General features: G+C 63.6%; 19 protein-coding genes. 10 read left to right on the forward strand and 9 right to left on the reverse strand.

The genetic code is table 11. The features are described 5' to 3' along the window. Positions 1-29: 29 nt before the first annotated feature. Positions 30-581 (reverse strand): hypothetical protein, encoded by a 552-nt coding sequence (locus AC07WT_RS16230; RefSeq protein ID WP_494947741.1) that lies wholly within the window; start codon positions 579-581, stop codon positions 30-32. On the opposite strand from AC07WT_RS16230, the gene AC07WT_RS16235 reads away from it, so the two are divergent. The 3 genes from AC07WT_RS16235 (at position 567) to AC07WT_RS16245 (ending at position 2,153) form a co-directional block, all read left to right on the forward strand. Further along, on the forward strand, positions 567-836 hold the full coding sequence (locus tag AC07WT_RS16235) for a hypothetical protein (protein ID WP_494947742.1): 270 nt from the start codon (positions 567-569) through the stop codon (positions 834-836). The genes AC07WT_RS16230 and AC07WT_RS16235 overlap by 15 nt on opposite strands. A gap of 710 nt (positions 837-1,546) precedes the next feature. After that, on the forward strand, positions 1,547-1,855 hold the full coding sequence (locus AC07WT_RS16240) for a hypothetical protein (protein WP_494947743.1): 309 nt from the start codon (positions 1,547-1,549) through the stop codon (positions 1,853-1,855). Next, positions 1,830-2,153, forward strand: a complete 324-nt coding sequence (locus AC07WT_RS16245; RefSeq protein ID WP_492593729.1) for a uracil-DNA glycosylase family protein — start codon at positions 1,830-1,832, stop codon at positions 2,151-2,153. Before AC07WT_RS16240 ends, AC07WT_RS16245 begins: the two co-directional genes overlap by 26 nt. Positions 2,154-2,252: 99 nt before the next feature. Here AC07WT_RS16245 and AC07WT_RS16250 read toward each other — a convergent pair whose 3' ends face one another. Then, the gene (locus AC07WT_RS16250; protein WP_494947744.1) at positions 2,253-3,221 is read right to left on the reverse strand and encodes an O-fucosyltransferase family protein; all 969 of its coding nucleotides are present in this window, start codon (positions 3,219-3,221) and stop codon (positions 2,253-2,255) included. Between the two features lie 546 nt (positions 3,222-3,767). Between AC07WT_RS16250 and AC07WT_RS16255 the strand changes: the two genes are divergently transcribed. Next, positions 3,768-4,136: a COG4315 family predicted lipoprotein gene (locus AC07WT_RS16255; protein ID WP_494947745.1), complete on the forward strand. Its 369-nt coding sequence runs from the start codon at positions 3,768-3,770 to the stop codon at positions 4,134-4,136. 137 nt (positions 4,137-4,273) lie between these two features. Here AC07WT_RS16255 and AC07WT_RS16260 read toward each other — a convergent pair whose 3' ends face one another. Both AC07WT_RS16260 and AC07WT_RS16265 read right to left on the reverse strand, forming a co-directional pair. After that, positions 4,274-4,540: a hypothetical protein gene (locus AC07WT_RS16260; protein WP_492593726.1), complete on the reverse strand. Its 267-nt coding sequence runs from the start codon at positions 4,538-4,540 to the stop codon at positions 4,274-4,276. Positions 4,541-4,649: 109 nt separating this feature from the next. Continuing rightward, positions 4,650-5,729, reverse strand: coding sequence for a substrate-binding domain-containing protein (locus AC07WT_RS16265; RefSeq protein ID WP_494947746.1), 1,080 nt, complete (start codon positions 5,727-5,729; stop codon positions 4,650-4,652). A gap of 133 nt (positions 5,730-5,862) precedes the next feature. Between AC07WT_RS16265 and AC07WT_RS16270 the strand changes: the two genes are divergently transcribed. The 4 genes from AC07WT_RS16270 to AC07WT_RS16285 are packed head-to-tail and all read left to right on the forward strand — an operon-like array spanning position 5,863 to position 11,199. Then, complete coding sequence (locus AC07WT_RS16270; protein ID WP_494947747.1) at positions 5,863-6,348, forward strand: NAD(P)H-dependent oxidoreductase subunit E; 486 nt, start codon at positions 5,863-5,865, stop codon at positions 6,346-6,348. After that, positions 6,345-7,916, forward strand: coding sequence for a formate dehydrogenase beta subunit (locus tag AC07WT_RS16275; RefSeq protein WP_494947748.1), 1,572 nt, complete (start codon positions 6,345-6,347; stop codon positions 7,914-7,916). Before AC07WT_RS16270 ends, AC07WT_RS16275 begins: the two co-directional genes overlap by 4 nt. A gap of 14 nt (positions 7,917-7,930) precedes the next feature. Beyond that, on the forward strand, positions 7,931-10,939 hold the full coding sequence (gene fdhF / locus AC07WT_RS16280) for a formate dehydrogenase subunit alpha (RefSeq protein ID WP_494947749.1): 3,009 nt from the start codon (positions 7,931-7,933) through the stop codon (positions 10,937-10,939). An 8-nt stretch (positions 10,940-10,947) separates the two neighbouring features. Beyond that, entirely contained in the window at positions 10,948-11,199 is a 252-nt protein-coding gene (locus AC07WT_RS16285; protein ID WP_492593721.1) for a formate dehydrogenase subunit delta, read from the forward strand. Between the two features lie 54 nt (positions 11,200-11,253). Here AC07WT_RS16285 and AC07WT_RS16290 read toward each other — a convergent pair whose 3' ends face one another. From AC07WT_RS16290 to AC07WT_RS16300, 3 genes are all read right to left on the reverse strand, one after another. Next, on the reverse strand, positions 11,254-12,978 hold the full coding sequence (locus tag AC07WT_RS16290) for an FAD-dependent monooxygenase (RefSeq protein WP_494947750.1): 1,725 nt from the start codon (positions 12,976-12,978) through the stop codon (positions 11,254-11,256). A gap of 147 nt (positions 12,979-13,125) precedes the next feature. After that, complete coding sequence (locus tag AC07WT_RS16295; protein WP_494947751.1) at positions 13,126-14,427, reverse strand: cation diffusion facilitator family transporter; 1,302 nt, start codon at positions 14,425-14,427, stop codon at positions 13,126-13,128. Then, positions 14,427-14,771, reverse strand: a complete 345-nt coding sequence (locus AC07WT_RS16300; RefSeq protein ID WP_494947752.1) for an ArsR/SmtB family transcription factor — start codon at positions 14,769-14,771, stop codon at positions 14,427-14,429. The genes AC07WT_RS16295 and AC07WT_RS16300 overlap by 1 nt, the downstream gene beginning before the upstream one ends. 138 nt (positions 14,772-14,909) lie before the next feature. Between AC07WT_RS16300 and AC07WT_RS16305 the strand changes: the two genes are divergently transcribed. Further along, a complete protein-coding gene (locus AC07WT_RS16305; protein WP_494947753.1) occupies positions 14,910-16,757 on the forward strand; it encodes a tetratricopeptide repeat protein in 1,848 nt (615 codons plus the stop codon). Positions 16,758-16,788: 31 nt separating this feature from the next. Here AC07WT_RS16305 and AC07WT_RS16310 read toward each other — a convergent pair whose 3' ends face one another. Then, complete coding sequence (locus tag AC07WT_RS16310; protein ID WP_494947754.1) at positions 16,789-18,093, reverse strand: MFS transporter; 1,305 nt, start codon at positions 18,091-18,093, stop codon at positions 16,789-16,791. 302 nt (positions 18,094-18,395) lie between these two features. Here AC07WT_RS16310 and AC07WT_RS16315 point away from each other — a divergent pair, with 302 nt between their 5' ends. Beyond that, positions 18,396-18,920: a GNAT family N-acetyltransferase gene (locus tag AC07WT_RS16315; protein WP_492593715.1), complete on the forward strand. Its 525-nt coding sequence runs from the start codon at positions 18,396-18,398 to the stop codon at positions 18,918-18,920. Positions 18,921-18,984: 64 nt separating this feature from the next. On the opposite strand, the gene AC07WT_RS16320 is transcribed toward AC07WT_RS16315, so the two are convergent. Next, on the reverse strand, positions 18,985-19,722 hold the full coding sequence (locus tag AC07WT_RS16320) for a DUF2968 domain-containing protein (RefSeq protein ID WP_494947755.1): 738 nt from the start codon (positions 19,720-19,722) through the stop codon (positions 18,985-18,987). Positions 19,723-19,837: the final 115 nt, after the last annotated feature.

The raw sequence follows: 19,837 nt of genomic DNA on the forward strand, positions 1-19,837 counted from the left end.
TGCACACCGTGCAACGTCAGCGATACGCGTTATTTGCTTGCTGCAAACGCGTACATTGAAGGGTGCCCCACAACGAGCGAGTGACGGCAGTTATCGGTCAGCGCATTTTCGATGTATTGGGCAAGTCGCTGCGGCGCGTCTGGCTGAGTCAGTTGCAGTGGCGCCAGTATTTCGCCGCTGAAGCGCCCTCGTTCGAACCTGAGATAGAACGGGAGCAACAACGCTTCGAATTGCGTGCCGAGACGAAACACGCCGTTGTGAATCCGGGCGGCACGCCCGAACATCGATACGTCGACGGTTTCCACCGGAAAGCGGTAAAGCGCGAACGGCGGCACGTCGGCGAACAGCACGGCTATGCCGCTGCGCCTGAGTGCTCGCGCGAGGCGCAGGCCGAGGCCGTTGCGATTGTCTTCGCCGTAGGTGTAAAGCACCTGCACACCGGGAATCTGCGCGTGATCTTCACCGTACACATTGCGCGGCACGCCCGACACCACGGCGATCGACTCGAGGCCAAGCAGCGCCCGCAATTCGTCGATCACGTAAATATTTGCGTATTGCGATACGTAATGAAACGGAGACACGAAGATCGGCCGCCCCGGGCTGGCGGCTTGCAATTGCCGGATCTGAGCCGCCAGTTCTTTTGCGACGGCCTGCAGATCTGGCCATGCTTCGCCGCCGCGCAGGAGTCTGCCAAAGTAAACGCGTTGATCGATCAGTCGTTCGCGCAAATCTGTCGTGGCGACGCTGCACGTATCGATTGGGGCCCCCCCGACGATGCTTCGGGCAAATTCACAACGCTCGGCGCCGCGCCAGCGAGCGCGGGAGCCAAGGAGTAATTGGACGCGCCAAGCCGCGGCGGCCACAGGAGCGATAGCGACTACAGGAAGCCGGGCGATCAATGCACCCTTTGCACGATAAAACTGGCGCACGGCGACATTTCTCAACGAAACCCGCCACGTCGATAGTCTGCTGAAATCTATATTCATGCGGAAGGCGGGAGACCACCCGCTCAAGGCGGCCGGTCTCCCGCAGCGCGTCAATTACGCGCGCGCAACCGGGTTCACCGGCGTCGGCTTCGCAGAGGCCGACGCATTCGCGGAAACATTTACGCTGGTACGGCCTTTGCAGCAGCCGCCGGCAACAGCGGATTTAGCGAGCGTGGTGCGATCGATTTTTTGCATCTTAAACCTCTATTAATAAAGTCAATAAATAGCCCGGCGAAATTAATATGATCTGCCGAGCGAGGCGAATCCTAGCACGACAAACTTCCATTATGGAATGACCTAAAAATGCGGTTTCCGGCGGTGTGATGAGGTGTTTGCAAAGTTTGCACATTTAACCCTTGCCAACCTTAATCCAGACGGGAAGCACACTCTCGAGAAACAGCTACAAGCCTTGCGTAACAACCTTTTCTGCGCCCCCTTGCAGGGTAACCGCGAACCACACCATCACTTGAAAACCAGTTGAATCAGAATTATTTGAGCAATACAAAATAAATCTCGGAATTTTCCATCATTTAATAAAGAAAATTCCCAAGGTGGTATTCATGCAAACTCATAAACCACCCAGAAAATCCATATTGTTTGATCGGAAAATGAACGGCGAGATCGGAAAAGTCCTAGTTGGTGAAGTAACTCGTACGCTGTGGGTCAGTTCCTGTCGCAGCCTGGTTCGACAGGACGGCGCATTGCAGTTCCCTGCATTCTCGTATCGACGCGTACCCAACTCCGACGAGTTCGTCGGTGCAGACGTGCAGTACTTTTTGGTCACAGGGAAAACGTACAAAGCGACCGGGCGGCACTTCACTACCCGGTTCACCGAGCCAAACAATGTATTTAAATTCGAGCTGGAATAAGCTCCAGCGTCCGCAAGTGACGACTCTTCGCCGCAACAAGGCGACACACCTTGAGTCTTATGATCTTGAGGCCGGTCTCCTGCCGCTTCCGCGCCTGATCGATCTGCTGCCCAAGCTGCGCACCGTCGTCTTCATGAGTGTTAAGGCGCAGAAGGCGCGGCCTCAAGTCGAGGCGTTTAGCCCCGATCTCGCCACGCACGCGTGCCCGCATTCGAGCCCACGCAGCCTGAACTGCCTGCCGGCGTTAAGGGTGGAAATACTAGACGTGCTTCGGGAGGTCGGGAGAGCGTATGGTTGAGCCTCAACTGCAAACGACGCCGAGAAGTCGGATCAGTCGGCAAATACGCAAGGAGCGCTGAGCGGTTGCGCCGCCGGCACGCGCGGTGCTTGAGAACCACTAACCCTCAAACAAGGCTCTGCTCTCCTCGTCCTGTTCGAGCCAGAGTCGGCTGTCGGGGAACCAGAACGCATCCGGACGCGGGGGCGACGCGAGCCTCACCGGAAGCGACGGATTGAATATTTTCGACCACGCAGACAAATACGACGGCGTCTTCACGAGAAACCCGCAATTCGAAAGCAGCAAGCTGGAAATCAGCGCTTCACGGCCGATTTCAAGTCCTGGATAGCCGCTGAAATGAACAGGCGTGCTGCCGTTTGCGAGTAGCTTTGCGGGTGCTACCTTGATTGGCTTGCCGAATGGCCACGCGACGAAAAAGTCGATAAACGCCTGCTCATCACTCGATACGAAAATACTGGTTAAATGCGGATTTTCCGCGAGCGTCGATTCCACCAGCCGGCAAAAGTTACCCCGGGAAACCGGCACGGCTTCCCGGTTCTTATCCGTGCCTCTGAAATGGGCGCCAAGGGTCGACGGGCCGATCCCGAGCCTTTCGCAGATCGAGTTGACCTCGTCGAAGATGTGCACGGCCGGCCGATAATGCGCGAAAAAGAGTTCGCTCGCACTCTTGAGTTGAAGCCGGTGTTCATACCGCTGACGAAAGCCCAACTGAACGAGATCGCGAACCGTCGACGTTCTCACATTTTGCGGAGGCGTTATGCCCGACGGCTTCGGCACGGTCTCGAAGAAGGCTGAGAACCAGTCCATTTTTCCTTCGGGATCACCGTAGATTCCCCTGCGGGCCGAGATGCGCGGAGTCAGATGTTTTTCGTCGCAATACATCAGAATAAACAGGACCATCTGCATCACGGAGAAAAACCCGGAATTCTCCTGAATCTCGATGGCAAACACGCCCTTGTTCAAACGCTGCGTGGCATGGAGAGACATTCGGCTGGGCATCGCCACGGAATGCTTGAACCCCTCGCTGCGCCGGATCTGTTTTGCGCGGTCGACTACCTTTCTCAACATGCCTAACTCCGGATTAATTAGGTATTGTCTGAAAAACGGAACCCGCCGATTTGCGCTTCAAGACCCAATGCAAGTCAGGTCCCGCGTATCGGCAGGCGGTCATGCCCTTGGTAATCGCACGCCCAGGAGAAACACTGAACAAGAACCGGATCGTGAAACGCGGAATGCGAAGAAAAGCGGCCGCGCCGATCGCTGTTTCCCTGGATGTTCTGGCCTAAAAGCGGGCCACAAAAACGCGTTCAGCATAACATCATGGCGCTGTTTGTTGAGTAAGTTTGGCCCATGTTGGTGAGCCAGCACACTAACCCCGGCAACATTTTCCTCGCCCGCATTGAACCCACACTGAGCGCAGCACGGTGCACCGAAACAGCCTATAAAACAGAAGGCCCGCTCAACGAATCATCGAGCAGGCCTTTTTGCTGGCAAGCAGTTCGGCGGCGAATCGAGCCGCCAATGGAATAAATGCACGCGTTCGGTCGTTTATTCGCACGCGCGCCCGCACGCCGCGGGCGCGCGAGACCAACACCAAAATCAGGAGCCGACATCATGCGCAAGACTCTTTTCTGCCTCTCAACGCTCACACTGCTCGCGCTGCAACAAGCGGCTTTCGCCGAGGCGCCGAAAATCGTCGATGGGCGTTTCGTCACCGCGGACGGCATGACGCTCTATACCTTCGACAAAGACACCACGCCCGGCGTGAGCGCCTGCACCGGCGGCTGCATGAGCTACTGGCCTGCGGCGGTAGCGGGCCCGTCGGACAAGCCGTCGGGCGACTGGACGCTGATTCCCTCCGCCGACGGCAAACAGCAATGGGCGTACAAAGGTCATCCGCTCTATCGCTACGGCGCCGACAAGCAGGCAGGAGACATGAAGGGCGAAGGCTTCAAGGACATGTGGCACACCGCCAAGCCCTGATGATCGCCAGCCGATAGCAGCAACCGGTCCGGCAAACGGAAAGGAAAGCACGGGCAAAAACGCCGGCAGAACGCCGGCGCTGCACAAACGAACCCGCGACGAACCCGCGCGCGACCACGAAGACACTCAGTCTGCATTCACTGGTCTTTAGGACACTGCAGATTGCAGCCGTTCGGATCGCCCATATCGCCCTGTTTGCGCATGGCTGATTTCTTACCGGACTGATATTTGTCCGAGGGCGCCGATGCGGCAAACGGCATTTGCGGATGCTCAGCAAGGCGGAACTGCTCTTGCAAAATACCGCCCGGCACGCCGGGCGCATTCTGAGCGAAGGCAACCGGAACAGCAGCGAGAAGCGCACCGGCCGTCGCGGCGGCGACACATGCGTGAAGAAGAACGTTCATATAGAGTCAGCGCGGCACAGCGCGCGATTAAGGCGGAAGCGGAAGCTTAGAGAGTATCCGAAACGAACGCTAGGCGCAGCGCCGGCGGCATCATCATGTTTACCGTCGCTTACGCGGCTGCTTCACCGAGCCCCACGTCGAGATCGAGCAGCTTGCCGCAGTCGCGCGGATCATAGCCTTCGAGCTGTTCGACGCTGTGGCGAAACGCGTCGCCGCGCAGCAGGCCGATCACCGTCGCGAGCGGCGCGCGCTCCAGCCGCGCACGGTCGCAGGCGAAGTAATAGTCCTCATCGACGATCGGGATGAAGTCGAGCCCGAAGTGATGCGCCGCCGGCTCGACGCCGAAGCCCACATCCGCCATGCCGCTCGCCACGAAGGCGGCGATCGCCGAGTGCGTCAGTTCCGTCGACGCATAACCGTTGACCCGATCCGGGTCGACGCCGACTTGCCTTAGCGCGAGATCGAGCAGCATCCGCGTGCCGGAACCGGGCTGGCGATTGACGAAGCGGATATCGTCGCGCGCGAGATCGCTCAGGCCGCCGATGCTCTTCGGATTGCCCTTGCCGAGAAACAGACCCTGCTTGCGCCGCGTCAGATGGACCAGCACGTGACGCTGCGGATCGAGCCAGCGCCGATACGTGTCGGCGCACGCCGCGCGAAACTCGCCGAGCGGTAAATGGAAGCCGGCCAGATCGCATTCGCCGCGCGCCAGCGCGCTGACCGCGTCCGCGCTGTCGCGGTACTTGATATCGACCGGCAGTTCGTGCGCGACCAGTGCCGTCACCAGCGCAACGACGGCGTAGCCGTGCGACGCGTGAATCCGCACATCGGCGGCGGGCGGCGCGAGCCAGCGGTTCAGATCGCTCGCGACCTCGCTGGCGAGCGCCTGCATAGTGCCGTCGAGCCGTTCGCCGCATAGACGCTGCGCACGCAGCACCGCCTGGCCCAATTCGGACAGCACCGAGCCGCGGCCACGCTCCTTCGCAATCAGCGGACCGCCCAAACGCTCTTCGATGCTGCGCAGCAAACCCCATGCGTGCCGGTAGGACAAACCCTTAAGCGCCGCCGCCTGCGCAATGCTGCCCGACTCGTCCACCAGCGCGAGAAGCGGCACCACGTCCGACAGGCTTGCCTCGCGGCCATCCGGACCCCTCACAACCAGCTGCGCCTGACACTCGATCCTGACCATATATGCTTAACTCTTTCCTATTGCACGAGCCGTTTCACCCGCCTATTGTTCGGCTATCCCATATTGATAAACGAAGCATAAGTGCACGCATTATGAATGACAAGTGCATATATGACTTTGGAGGAGCCCCCACTTGGACGATTCCCTCGCCTTCGCGCCGGATCAACTCGTGCAACGCCACGCCCAACCGGGCAGGTCGTTGCTCGCGGTACTGCACGCGATCCAGGACGAACTCGGCTACGTGCCGCCCGACACGGTTGCGCCGCTCGCGCGCGCCATGAACCTGTCGCGCGCGGAAGTCCACGGCGTCATCACCTACTACCACCACTTCCGCACGCAGCCCGCCGCGCCCGTCACGGTGCAGCTGTGCCGCGCGGAAGCGTGCCGCAGCATGGGCACCGAAGCGCTCGCGCAGCATATCGAGGCGCGCACCGGTTGCCGCTTCGATGCGGAACACCAGCATGACGCGACGGTGGAACTGGAATCGGTGTATTGCCTCGGCCAATGCGCACTCTCGCCGGCGCTGATGCTCAACGGCACGCTGCACGCGAAAGTCACGCCGCACAAGTTCGACACGCTCTTTGCCGCCGCCCACAAACGTGTGGAGGTAACGGCATGACGCGCGTCTATGTTCCCTGCGATTCGGCGGCGCTGGCGCTCGGCGCCGACGCGCTGGCGCAAGCGATCGAAGCCGAAGCCACACGCCGCGGTATCGAAATCGAACTGGTTCGCAACGGTTCACGCGGTCTGTTGTGGCTCGAACCGCTTGTCGAAGTCGCTACGGCTGAGGGCCGCGTCGGCTACGCGAATGTCGAAGAGACCGACGTCACCTCGCTGTTCGATGCCGGCTTCATCGAAGGCGGCGAGCATGCGCGCCGCGTCGGCGTGGTCGACGAGATTCCGTACCTGAAGAAGCAGCAGCGCCTGACCTTCGTACGTATCGGCATCACCGACCCGCTGTCCATCGACGACTACGTCGCGCACGGCGGCCTCGAAGGCTTGCGCAACGCGCTGCAAACCGACGGCGACGCCGCCTGCGAAGCATTGATCGAATCGGGCCTGCGCGGCCGCGGCGGCGCGGCGTTCCCGGCCGGCATCAAGTGGCGTACGGTGCGCGGCGCGCGAGCGGCGCAGAAATACATCGTCTGCAACGCGGACGAAGGCGACTCCGGCACCTTCTCCGACCGCCTCGTCATGGAAAGCGACCCGTTCGTGCTGATCGAAGGGATGATCATCGCGGGCGTCGTGACCGGCGCGACGGTCGGCTATATCTATGTGCGCAGCGAGTATCCGCATTCGATCGCGACGCTCGAAGCCGCGATCGCCAAAGCGCGCGCCGCCGGCTGGCTCGGCGACAGCGTGCTCGGCTCGGCGGCGCATCGCTTCGAACTGTTCGTCGCGAAGGGCGCGGGCGCTTACGTATGCGGCGAGGAAACCGCGCTGCTCGAATCGCTCGAAGGCAAACGCGGCATCGTGCGGGCGAAGCCGCCGGTGCCGGCGCTAGTCGGCCTGTTCGGCCAGCCGACCGTGATCAACAACGTCATCACGCTCGCGACGGTGCCGATCATCTTCGCGCGCGGCGCGGCGTTCTATAAAGACTTCGGCATGGGCCGCTCGCGCGGCACGCTGCCGTTCCAGCTCGCCGGCAACGTGAAGCGAGGCGGTCTGGTCGAACTCGCGTTCGGCGTGACGCTGCGCGAACTGATGTACGACTACGGCGGCGGCACGGCAAGCGGCAGGCCGGCGCGCGCGGTGCAAGTGGGCGGCCCGCTCGGCACCTATCTGCCGGAAAGCCAGTGGGACATTCCGATGGATTACGAGGCCTACGCGGCGGTCGGCGCGGTGGTCGGCCACGGCGGCATCGTCGTGCATGACGACACCTCGAATCTCGCCGAACTCGCCCAGTACGCGATGCACTTCTGCGCGCTCGAATCGTGCGGCAAATGCACGCCGTGCCGGATCGGCTCGACGCGCGGCGTCGAAGTGATCGGCCGGATTCGCAATGGCGACACCTCGACGCGGCAAGTGCAGCTGCTGCGCGATCTGTGCGACACGATGGTGTCCGGATCGCTGTGCGCGATGGGCGGCATGACGCCGTTCCCGGTGCTGTCCGCGCTCGATCATTTCCCCGAAGACTTCGGTCTCGATCACGTGCACGATCACGCGCCCAAAGCGGCTGCGGCCTGATTCAGGAGCCTCACATGTCCGACATGCTCAACGCCCCTGCCGGCGCCCCGAAGGAAGTCCCCCGCCCCGAAGGAAGTCCCCTTGGGGGATTGGGGGGCGGCTGCGGTTCCGTCAATTGCGCGTGCAAATCGCAAGCCCTGCAAGCGCAACAACGCGCGCCCCGCTCGTTCTTCGACGACACCGACTACGGCACGCCCGAGCGCCATGCCGACGTCGACGTCACGCTCGAAATCGACGGCCAGCCGGTCACGGTGCCGGCCGGCACGTCGGTGATGCGCGCTGCCGTGGAAGCCGGCGTGAACGTGCCGAAGCTCTGTGCGACCGATTCGCTCGAACCGTTCGGTTCCTGCCGGTTGTGTCTGGTCGAGATCGAAGGCAAGCGCGGTTATCCGGCCTCGTGCACGACGCCGGTCGAAGCCGGCATGAAAGTGCGCACGCAGACCGACCGTCTGCAATCGCTGCGCCGCAACGTGATGGAGCTGTACATCTCCGATCACCCGCTCGACTGTCTGACCTGTCCCGCCAACGGCGACTGCGAACTGCAGGACATGGCGGGCGTGACGGGCTTGCGCGAGGTGCGCTACGGCTTCGACGGCTCGAATCATCTGAAGGACAGGAAAGACGAATCGAATCCGTACTTCACGTACGACCCGTCGAAGTGCATCGTCTGCAATCGCTGCGTGCGCGCCTGCGAAGAAACGCAAGGCACGTTCGCGTTGACCATCGCCGGGCGCGGTTTCGAATCGCGCGTGGCGGCGAGCGAAAACCAGCCGTTCATGGAATCGGAGTGCGTGTCGTGCGGCGCGTGCGTCGCGGCCTGCCCGACCGCGACCTTGCAGGAAAAGTCCGTGATCATGCTTGGCCAGTCCGAGCATTCGGTCGTTACGACATGTGCGTATTGCGGCGTCGGCTGCTCGTTCAAGGCCGAGATGAAGGGCAACCAGGTCGTGCGGATGGTGCCGCACAAGAACGGCCAGGCAAATGAAGGCCACGCCTGCGTGAAGGGCCGCTTCGCGTGGGGTTACGCGACGCACAAGGACCGCATCACCAGGCCGATGATCCGCGCGAAGATCACCGATCCGTGGCGCGAAGTCAGCTGGGAAGAAGCGCTCAATTACGCCGCGTCGGAATTCCGTCGCATCCAGGCGAAACACGGCCGCGATTCGATCGGCGGCATTACCTCGTCGCGCTGCACGAACGAAGAAACGTATCTGGTGCAGAAGCTCGTGCGCGCCGCGTTCGGCAACAACAACGTCGACACCTGCGCGCGCGTGTGCCACTCGCCGACCGGCTACGGCCTGAAGACGACGCTCGGCGAATCGGCTGGCACGCAAACCTTCGCGTCGGTCGATAAAGCCGACGTCATCATGGTGATCGGCGCGAATCCGACCGACGGCCACCCGGTGTTCGGCTCGCGTCTGAAGCGCCGCGTACGCGAAGGCGCGAAGCTGATCGTCGTCGATCCGCGCCGCATCGATATCGTCGATACGCCGCACGTGAAGGCATCGCATCACTTGCAACTGCGTCCGGGCACCAACGTGGCGGTCGTCAATGCGCTCGCGCATGTGATCGTCACCGAGGGGCTGCTCAACGAGGCGTTCATCGCCGAGCGCTGCGATACGCGCGCGTTCCAGCATTGGCGCGACTTTGTCGCGCTGCCGGAGAACGCGCCTGAGGCCACGGAAGAAATCACCCGCGTGCCGGCCCAGGACATGCGCGAAGCCGCCCGCATCTACGCCACGGGCGGCAACGCCGCGATCTACTACGGCCTCGGCGTCACCGAACACGCGCAAGGCTCGACCACGGTGATGGGCATCGCCAACCTCGCGATGGCGACCGGCAACATCGGCCGCGAAGGCGTGGGCGTGAACCCGCTGCGCGGCCAGAACAACGTGCAGGGTTCGTGCGACATGGGCTCGTTCCCACATGAACTGCCGGGCTATCGCCACATCAGCGACACGGTCACGCGCACGCTGTTCGAAGAGGCCTGGAACGTCACGCTGCAACCGGAACCCGGCCTGCGCATTCCGAACATGTTCGATGCCGCCGTGCACGGCACCTTCAAGGGCCTGTACTGCCAGGGCGAAGACATCGTGCAGTCGGATCCGAACACGCATCATGTGTCGGCGGCGCTGTCGTCGATGGAATGCATCGTCGTGCAGGACATTTTCCTCAACGAAACCGCGAAGTACGCGCACGTGCTGCTGCCGGGTTCGTCGTTCCTCGAAAAGGACGGCACCTTCACCAACGCGGAGCGCCGCATCTCGCGCGTGCGCAAGGTGATGCCGCCGGTGCCGGGTTACGCCGACTGGGAAGTTACGGTGATGCTCGCGCGCGCGCTCGGCTATGAAATGGACTACACGCATCCGTCGCAGATCATGGACGAGATCGCGCGTCTCACGCCGACCTTCCACGGTGTTTCGTACAGGAAGCTCGACGAGCTCGGCAGCATCCAGTGGCCGTGCAACGAGAACGCACCCGACGGCACGCCGACCATGCATATCGACACCTTCGTACGCGGCAAGGGCAAGTTCGTGATTACGAAGTTCATCGCGTCGCCGGAGAAAGTCACGCGCAAGTTTCCGCTGCTGCTCACCACCGGCCGGATTCTGTCGCAATACAACGTCGGCGCGCAGACGCGCCGCACCGAGAACTCGCGCTGGCACGACGAAGACCGTCTGGAACTGCATCCGCACGACGCAGAGGAACGCGGCATCAGGACAGGCGATTGGGTCGGCATCGAATCGCGCGCGGGACAAACCGTGTTGCGCGCGAAGGTCACCGAGCGGATGCAGCCGGGCGTCGTCTACACGACGTTCCACTTCCCCGAATCCGGCGCGAACGTGATCACCACCGACAGCTCGGACTGGGCCACCAACTGCCCGGAATACAAGGTCACCGCGGTGCAGGTGATGCCGGTCGAACAACCGTCGCAGTGGCAGCAGGACTACTCGCGCTTCAACACCGAGCAGCTCGATCTGCTGAAGCAGCGCGAGTTGGCCAATGCAACGTCGGGTAAGTGAGGCAAGCCATGGATGACCAGAACCTGATCGACATGGCGAACCGGATCGGCGATTTTTTCGATTCGATGCCGGACCGCGAAGAAGCGCTCGCCGGCATCGCCGATCATATCCGCCGCTTCTGGGAGCCGCGCATGCGGCGCGCGTTGCTGGCAACGCTCGACCAACCGGATGCAAGCGGCATCGCGATGTCGGGCATCGTCAAAGAGGCGCTCGTCAAACATCGCGATCAGCTGACGCCGGCTGCTGCTTCTTTCGCGTAAGCGCACAGCGGTTTCGGCGGCCTCCGTGGCCGCGGTGCGGCCCAAGCGGCCGGCTCAAAGCGCCGCCTGCTCCGGCACCACCCCGCCGACGGCGAACCACGCCTCGCAGTGCCGCAGCAAGCCATGCAAATCCGAGCCGGTGCGGCCGCGCGCGGCTACGTAACCATCGGGCCGCACCAGGTAGAACGACGGCCGCGTGCGGCCATACGATTCGACCAGCGGCGGCCCGCCCTCGCCGTTCGTATCCGTCACGCGCCAGATGCGCACCGCGCCCCCCAACACCTTGTCGACCTCGGCGGCGAGCCGCTCCAGTTCCGCGTTCGGCGGCGGCTCGTGTCTGGCGGCCGGATCGAGCGGCGTTTCGTCGGCGGGAACAGGCGGCACCAGCAGGAACAGCGAAAAGAACGCCGGGTCGTGCAGATCGAAAATGCAGCCGACGCCGGGCGCGCGGCCGAGCGGCCCGTCCACCACATGCACCAGCGCGTCCGGCGCGCGCTCGCCGGCGCGCGGGCCGCCGTCGAGTACACGCTCGAACGTCAGCGGACTGCGCCGATACTGGATCGACAATTCGCTGATCGTCAAACGCGCCGCATCGCGCAGCGGACCGAGCGCGGCCAGCACCGGCATCACACGTTCGCGCAGCAGCTTCAGCGGTCCGTGATCGGCCTCGGCCATCTGCGTGATGAAGCCGGTTTGCCGCAGCACGTCACGTTCGATCGGATGCCGCTCCAGATGGTAGGTATCGAGCAGGCGGTCCGGCGCCGCGCCGTTGAGCACCCGCGCGATCTTCCAGCCGAGATTGAAGGCTTCCTGAATGCCCGTGTTCATTCCTTGCGCGCCGGCCGGGCTGTGCACATGAGCGGCGTCGCCGGCAAGGAAGACACGCCCGACGCGCAGCCGCTCCACCATCCGGCTGTTCAGATGGAAATACGACGACCACGCCAGGTCCGACACCGTGACCCGTTCATTGACGCGCCGCGCGACCAGCGCCCGGCATTCGTCGAGCGAAGGCGGCGGCACGATGTTCAGCGGCGGCTCGCCGAGCACTGCGGGCGTCGCGGGCGCGACACGGGCGGCGGGCTCCGCCGGATGATCGGCGATCAGACGATGGCGGCCGTGGCCCATCGGGAAAAATGCGACCAGACCTTCACCGGAAGCGAAGATGTGAAACTCGTCTTCGGGCCAATCGGTTTCGGCGTGCAGGTCGGCGAGCAGGAAAGTCTGCTCGAAAGTCTTGCCCACAAAGTTCAAACCGAGCCGGTGACGGATCGAGCTATGCGCGCCGTCGGCGGCGATCATGTACGACGGGTGCAGGGTCTCGGTGTGACCGTCGGCGCGGCGCAGCGTCGCCTGAATGCCGGTCACGCCTTGCGAGAACACCGTGAGTTCGACGCCCCGTTCGATCGTCACGCCGAACGTCGCCAGATGCTCGGTCAACAGGCGTTCAGTGATCGCCTGATCGAGAAACAGCAGATACGGATAGCGCGTGTGCAGCGGATCGAAATCGAGCCGCGCAAGGCGCTGCCCATTTGAAAAGAGATTGACGATGCGCGCGCGATGGCCGAGTTCGAGAAACGGCTCGATCAGCCGATGCTGTTCGAGCAGTTCGAGCGTGCGCGCCTGGATGCCGATGGCCCGCGAGTGCGGGTTCGGCTGCATCGCTTTGTCGATCAGACGCACGGGAACGTGGGCACGCGCCAGACTCATCGCCGCGGCGAGTCCGGTCGGACCCGCGCCGACGATCAGCACCGGTGACGCGTCGTTGGGAGCAGCGTCCATGCGGAACTCCGGAGGCAGCAGTGCGTTCTAGTGTACGCCGCCCGGTCGCCGTTCGGCGGTGCGCTGCGTCAATCACGGAGCCGGCGCGGGCGCTGTTCGGGCCTTATGCGGACCTTATACGAGTCTATTGCGGGCCTGATTCGCACGTTAATGCGCGTGCGGCGGATGATCCATCGCGCAGCGGTGCTCGGTGGTGCCGAGGTCGACTTGCAGCGTCGCATGCTGCATCGAAAAACGTTCGCGCAGCGTGACGACGATGCCGTCGATCGACTCGTCGCCGGGGTGGCCCGCCGGCATCACCAGATGCGCGCTGAGCGCATTTCCGGTGGTCGACAACGCCCAGACGTGCAGGTCGTGGACGTCGGTGACGCCCGGCTGTCCGGCGAGATAGTCGCGGATGCGTTGCAGATCGACGCCGGGCGGCACGGCGTCGAGCGCGAGCCGCACCGAATCGCGCAGCAGGCCCCAGGTGCCGTACACGACCACCGCGACCACGAGCAGGCTCATCACCGGGTCGAGCCAGGTCCAGTTCGTGTAAAAAATCACCAGACCGCTGATCGCGACCGCCGCCGAGATGCCCGCGTCCGCGGCCATATGCAGAAAAGCGCCGCGAATGTTCAGGTCTTCCTTCTGGCCGCGCATGAAGAGCCACGCGGAAATACCGTTGACGACCACGCCGACCGTCGCAACGACGAACACGGCGAGCCCCGCAACCGGCGCCGGGTTCAACAGGCGACCGATCGCCTCGGCGACGATCATGCCGCACGCGAACAGCAGCAGCCCCGCATTGATGAGCGACGCGAGAATCGACGAGCTGCCGTAGCCGAACGTATAACGCGCCGACGGACGACGCCTGGCGAGCCAGGTGGCGCCCCAGGCGAGCAGCAGGCCGAGCACGTCGGAGAGATTGTGGCCGGCGTCGGCGAGCAGCGCGGTGGAATGCGCGATCACGCCGTAGATGCCCTGCATCACGACGATCGCGACGTTCAGCGCGACGGCGAGCGCGAAGGCACGGCCGTGACCTTCGATCGGTGCGTGAGCGTGGTGATGGTGGCCGGCGTGACTGTGGCTGTGGTTATGCCCGGCGTGGCCCGCGTGGTGATCGTCGCCGTGGCTGTGCTGGTGGTCAGGCTCCGCGTGACCGCCCGCGCCCTGCGCAGGGGCCGAATGAGCGTGAGCCGCGCCATGCTCGTGCTCGTGCTCGTGCTCATGCTCATGCTCATGCTCGTGCTCGTGCTCGTGCTCGTGCTCGTGCTCGTGCTCGTGCTCGTGCTCGTGCTCGTGCTCGTGCTCGTGCTCGTGCCCGGCATGATCGTCAGCGGCGCCGGCCTCGCCGTCGATTCGCGCGTCTTCGCCATCGATTCCGTCAAGCGCCCCGTCGAACCACACCGGCGCGTGCTCGTCCTCCCGCTCTTCGGCGGCCCGGTTCGGGGTGGTGGTTTTCTTCATCACGCGTCCTGAGGAAATTCGGCGGCCGGTTCGGCCACATGCTCGAGCATGCCGGCCAGCATCGCGCTGATGTGACGGTCGGCGGCGAGGTAGAACACCTGCTTGCCCTGCCGCTCCGCGCGCACGATGCGCGCCGCGCGCAACAGCCGCAGATGGTGGCTCACCAGCGAAGGCGACAAACCCAACGCCTCGGCAATCGCGCCGACCGCGCGCCGCTCGTCGACGCATGCGAGCACGATGCGCAGGCGCGTCGGGTCTCCCAGCAGGCGGAACAGATCGGCCAGCGGCACGATGGTGTCCGGCGAACGGTCTGCGAAGCTGACAGGCAGGGTGATGGAAGCCATAACAAGCGAGACATCGACAGATATATGAACAGGTATTCACATGTTATAAATGATGACGCACCAGGTCAAATCCGGAGCGGCGCCGACGAGTGTGGGAAAATGCGGCGTTCGTCTTACCCGAAATACCATCCCTCCGTCATGCAACCTGTTTTTGACCGCGCTTTCGCGGCGCATCGTGACGGCCGCCTCGACGACGCCGAGCGCGGCTATCGCGCGACGCTCGACGGCAATCCCGCGCACGTCGATGCATTGCACCTGCTGGGCGTGCTGCGCCATCAGCAGGGCCAGCACGCCGAAGCCGCCGAGCTCGTGCGGCGCGCGGTCAACCTGCGCCCGGAAGACGCCGCGCTGCAACTGAACCTCGGCAACGCGCTGAAGGCGCTGGGCAAACTCGACGACGCAATCGAGCAATTTCGCAATGCGCTGACGCTCGCGCCGTCCTTCCCGATGGCGCACTACAACCTCGGCAACGCCTACGCGGCGGCAGGCCGCCACGAAGACGCAGCCGACGCGTTCGAGAAATCGCTGCGTCTGCAGCCGCAGGACGCGTCGTCGCATAACAATCTCGGCAACGCGTTGCATGCGCTCGGGCGCCAGACGGAGGCGATCGCGTCGTTCCGGCGCGCGCTCGAATTGCGCCCCGGGCATGCGGGCGCGCTCAACAACATGGGCATGTCGCTCAACGCGCTCGGCCGCGCGGACGAGGCGATCCCGCGCTTTCGCGCGGCGCTGGCCGCCGAGCCGCGCTTCGTCGCCGCGCATTTCAACCTTGCTAATACGCTCGACGCCACCGGCCGCCACGCGGAAGCCGTCGCCTCGTTCCAGGCGGCGCTCGCCTTGCAGCCGAACCTGCCGCCCGCGATCTTCGGCCTCGGCAACGCGCTCGCGGCATTGGGCCGCCATGCGCAGGCGCTGCCGTATTTCGAGCGCGCGGTCGGGTTCGATCCGCAATTCGCGCTCGCGTGGCTGAGTCTGGGCACCGCGCACCAGGCGCTGGGTGGGCACGCCGCGGCTGTGCGCGCGTTCGATCAAGCGCTGCGCTTGCGCCCCGAGCTCGCCTCCGCGCATATGAACCGCGCGCTTGCGTGGCTTGCGCTGCGCGACTTCGCGCGCGGACTGCCCGAATACGAATGGCGGCTGCAAACCACGGCACAACCCGTGATGCAGACGCTGCCGCGCTGGCACGGCGAACCGATCGGAGAGCGCACGCTGTTCGTGCACGCGGAACAGGGTTTCGGCGATACGCTGCAGTTCGTGCGCTTCGTGCCGCTGGCGGCGCAACGCGCGGCCCGGGTCGTACTCGAGGTGCAGCCGCAGTTGCTGGCGCTGCTTGCGCCTGCCGCGCAAGCCTGGCGCGTGACGCTGATCGCCCAGGGCGCACCGCGGCCGGCCGCGGATCTGCAATGTCCGCTGCTGAGCTTGCCGCTCGCGCTCGGCACGACCTACGACACGATTCCCGCCCGCACGCCCTACCTCAGCGCACCGCCGACCTACCGCCGCAAATGGCGCGGCTCGCTCGGCGGCCACGCGAAGCGCAAGATCGGCATTGCGTGGTCGGGACGCATCCAGCAGAACGAAAACCGTTCGATGCCGCTCGCCGCGCTCGATCCGCTCTTCGCACTCGAGGGCATCGACTGGATCGTGCTGCAACCCGCATTGAGCGACGACGAACGCGCCACGCTCGACGCGCACCCGCGGGCCACGTCGATTCATCGATTCGATACGCGGATCGGCGACTTTGCGGACACCGCGGCGATCATCGAGCGGCTCGACGCGGTGGTGTCGATCGATACGTCGATCGCTCACCTCGCCGGCGCGCTGAAAAAGCCGCTATGGCTGATGCTGCCGTTCGCGGCGGATTGGCGCTGGTTCGTCGGCGCAACGCGCAGTCCGTGGTATCCGGGCGCGACGCTGTTGCGCCAGCCGCAGCCGGGCGCGTGGGGCGACGTGGTCGAAGCGGCGGCCGACGTATTGCGCCGCGGCTAGCGGCTGCCAAGGTGCCCAAGGCAAGCAGACGCTATGCTGCCCGATACTGATTGCGCGACTCCGGCGTGCGATACAGCACCAGCGTGGCGATCAAGCCGCAGATCGCCGCGACGCCGAGGAACAGGCCAAGGGCAGCCTTGTTGTTGGTGGTGTGAATCAGCAGCGTCGAGATGGCCGGCGTGAAGCCGCCAATCGTGGTCGCGAGACTGTAGGCCAGCGAGAAGCCGGCGGTGCGCACTTCGACCGGCATCACTTCGGTCAGCGCCACCACCATTGCGCCGTTATAGCTGCCGTACAGGAACGACAGCCACAATTCGACCGCCAGCAACCGCGCGAACGACGGTTCCGCGACCAGCCATTGCAGCGCCGGGTAGGCGGTGACGATCGTCAGGGCCGTGAACGCCAGCAGCACCGGACGACGGCCGATGCGGTCCGACAGCGCGCCCGCGAGCGGCAGCCAGATCAGATTCGACAGGCCGATACAGACAGTGACGACCAGCGTATCGATCGACGACAGCTTCAGCACTTCCTTGCCGAAGGTCGGTGTGTACGCGGTGATCATGTAGAACGACACCGTGGTCATGATTACCATGCCCATGCCACCCAGCACGATGCCCCAGTTCGCGGCCATCGTCTTCAGGATCTCGCCCATGCCCGGATGATGCTTGCGCGCCGCGAACTCCTCGGTTTCCTGCAACGAACGGCGGATCAGGAACAGGAACGGCACGATCAGGCAGCCGATCAGGAACGGCACGCGCCAGCCCCAGGCGGTCATCTGGTCGGCCGGCAAAAACTTGTTGAGCAACACGCCGATCAGCGCGGCGAACACCACGGCGACCTGCTGGCTGCCCGACTGCCATGCGCAATAGAAGCCCTTGTTGCCCTTGGTGGCGATCTCCGACAGATACACCGAGACGCCGCCCAGTTCGACCCCGGCGGAGAAGCCCTGCAACAGCCGGCCGCCTAGCACGAGCACCGGCGCGAGCACGCCGATCGTCGCATAGCCTGGAATCGACGCGACCGTGAGCGTGCCGAGCGCCATCAGACTGAGCGTGAGGATCAGGCCTTTACGGCGGCCGTGATGGTCGATGTACGCGCCGAGCACGATCGCGCCCAGCGGCCGCATCAGGAAGCCCGCGCCGAACACGGACAGCGACAGCATCAGCGAGGCGAATTCGTTGCCGCTCGGGAAGTAGGTCTTGGCGATCGCGGATGCGTAATAGCCGTAGACCATGAAGTCGTACATTTCAAGAAAGTTGCCGCTGACCACGCGGAAAACTGTCTTGACCTTGGATTCTCGGGACGAAGCTGGGTTGGCGGGTGACGCGGTAGACATGACACTCTCTGAAAAGCCCGTCGCCACACGGACCAGCGGCGATCAGGCAGTTGAAACGATCCACTGCGGTCGGCAAGCGGATGCCACGGGCAGAATGAAAGGCTGCGCCGGGGGCGCGCATTTTCAGGCCAAACGCATGACTGCGATATCAGGGTAAACGTTGCGAATCGTGCGAAGCCCGCAGAACGCAATGCTACAGCTCCCGCAGCTGTCGCGTAAAACATACAGTTTCATTACAAACTCCGCCGTGCGGCCCGCGCGGTACACTTTGCAGTTGAACATTTCCGTTGATTGCCATCCCGATGCACACTGCCCACGCTATTTCGCTGCGTCCCGCGACCCTCGCGGACGCCGCGCTGATCGCTTCGATCCACAGCATCAGTTGGCAGGCCACTTACCGCGGTCTGTTGCCCGACGCGTTCCTTGACGGCGAAGTCACCGGGGAGCGCGCCGCCTACTGGGAAGCCCGTCTTGGCGCACCGGGCGGCGAGCGCCGCGTCGTGCTGATCGCCGAACTCGCGGGCGAGCCGATCGGCTTCGTGTGCGTCGAACGGCAACCGGAGTCGGCGTGGGGCGTGCTGCTCGACAACCTGCACACGCTGCCGGGGCATCAGGGCATCGGCGTGGGCAAACTGCTGATGCGCGCCGCCGAAGACTGGGCGCGTGCGCAAGGCGAGACGCAGCTATATCTATATGTGCTCGAAGGCAATACGGCGGCGATCGGCTTCTATGAACGGCAAGGCTGGCAGTTCGTCGGCGCCGAACCCGATCATATGGGCGGCGTGGATATTACTGCGTTGCGCTATGTGTACCGGCTGGATCGATAAAACTGGCGCGCGGCGTAAAAAAAGCCCAGCAATGCCATTGCCGGGCTTTTTTATGCGCTCCCGCCTACTTTTGCGTCGGCAATCCCAGCTCGGTCTGCCGCTGCAACTGCGCCACTTCGCCTTGCACCTGACGTAACTGCGCCTGCGCCCTTTCCTTTTCTGCGTGCAGCGCCGCCGCTTCGCCCTGCGTTTGCCGCTGATAATCGTTGACCTTGGCCTGCTGCGTACGAGCGACGTCGAGATCGGCCTGCAGCCGCTTCGCGCGATCTTCCGACAGCGCGATGATGCCCTCGATAAAAGCCTTCTGCGCCTGCAATTGCGTGCGGCGAATCTCGACATCTGCGAGTTGCACGGTTTGCTGGACAAAGCCGGCGTAGACCGCTTCGGCACGCGCCATGTCTTGCGACTTGATCACACGCCAGAAATGCTTGTCTTGAAATAGCGCGACGTAGTACGTCATTTCCTGCGGATAGAAAAACAGACTCGCACCATAACTGCCGTTATAAGTAGTACGCAGTTCACTCAGCTTCGCATCGTGAATCATCTGCATCAATTCGGCGACATGGCCTTGCGCATCGCCCGCCGTGCCCGACGCCGATACGCCCGATGCCGGTATGCCCGAGCTTGCGCTGCGCAGCGCGGCGGCGACCGGCTGCGGCGTGAGCGTATTCATGGCCGGCCGGGTGCCGACCAGCGGCGCGGCTTCGTCATTCGACGCTGCCAGCACGAGGCCACCATGCTGCAACAGCGCACACGAGGTTGCGAGCAGCATGGTGCGCCATACAATTAAGGGATACTTCATACGTGCGTGCTCCATGCAAATCCAAAATAGCCGTGGATTATCGCCCGGATTAGCCATTAAACGAAGCATTCAAGTGTCGCGCGTCCGTACTTTAAATCGAGATAAATCGATAGCG

It is taken from the genome of Paraburkholderia sp. GW821-FHT02A12 (assembly GCF_059422005.1).

Excerpts from the sequence above, each read along its gene's own strand:
- AC07WT_RS16250 (WP_494947744.1), bottom strand. The coding sequence starts at position 3,221 with ATGTTGAGAAAGGTAGTCGACCGCGCAAAACAGATCCGGCGCAGCGAG.
- AC07WT_RS16305 (WP_494947753.1), top strand. The coding sequence starts at position 14,910 with ATGCAACCTGTTTTTGACCGCGCTTTCGCGGCGCATCGTGACGGCCGC.
- AC07WT_RS16265 (WP_494947746.1), bottom strand. The coding sequence starts at position 5,729 with ATGGTCAGGATCGAGTGTCAGGCGCAGCTGGTTGTGAGGGGTCCGGAT.
- AC07WT_RS16240 (WP_494947743.1), top strand. The coding sequence starts at position 1,547 with ATGCAAACTCATAAACCACCCAGAAAATCCATATTGTTTGATCGGAAA.
- AC07WT_RS16260 (WP_492593726.1), bottom strand. The coding sequence starts at position 4,540 with ATGAACGTTCTTCTTCACGCATGTGTCGCCGCCGCGACGGCCGGTGCG.
- AC07WT_RS16310 (WP_494947754.1), bottom strand. The coding sequence starts at position 18,093 with ATGTCTACCGCGTCACCCGCCAACCCAGCTTCGTCCCGAGAATCCAAG.
- AC07WT_RS16315 (WP_492593715.1), top strand. The coding sequence starts at position 18,396 with ATGCACACTGCCCACGCTATTTCGCTGCGTCCCGCGACCCTCGCGGAC.
- AC07WT_RS16245 (WP_492593729.1), top strand. The coding sequence starts at position 1,830 with ATGTATTTAAATTCGAGCTGGAATAAGCTCCAGCGTCCGCAAGTGACG.
- AC07WT_RS16255 (WP_494947745.1), top strand. The coding sequence starts at position 3,768 with ATGCGCAAGACTCTTTTCTGCCTCTCAACGCTCACACTGCTCGCGCTG.
- AC07WT_RS16275 (WP_494947748.1), top strand. The coding sequence starts at position 6,345 with ATGACGCGCGTCTATGTTCCCTGCGATTCGGCGGCGCTGGCGCTCGGC.
- AC07WT_RS16300 (WP_494947752.1), bottom strand. The coding sequence starts at position 14,771 with ATGGCTTCCATCACCCTGCCTGTCAGCTTCGCAGACCGTTCGCCGGAC.
- AC07WT_RS16295 (WP_494947751.1), bottom strand. The coding sequence starts at position 14,427 with ATGAAGAAAACCACCACCCCGAACCGGGCCGCCGAAGAGCGGGAGGAC.
- AC07WT_RS16285 (WP_492593721.1), top strand. The coding sequence starts at position 10,948 with ATGGATGACCAGAACCTGATCGACATGGCGAACCGGATCGGCGATTTT.
- AC07WT_RS16235 (WP_494947742.1), top strand. The coding sequence starts at position 567 with ATGAAACGGAGACACGAAGATCGGCCGCCCCGGGCTGGCGGCTTGCAA.
- fdhF (WP_494947749.1), top strand. The coding sequence starts at position 7,931 with ATGTCCGACATGCTCAACGCCCCTGCCGGCGCCCCGAAGGAAGTCCCC.
- AC07WT_RS16290 (WP_494947750.1), bottom strand. The coding sequence starts at position 12,978 with ATGGACGCTGCTCCCAACGACGCGTCACCGGTGCTGATCGTCGGCGCG.
- AC07WT_RS16320 (WP_494947755.1), bottom strand. The coding sequence starts at position 19,722 with ATGAAGTATCCCTTAATTGTATGGCGCACCATGCTGCTCGCAACCTCG.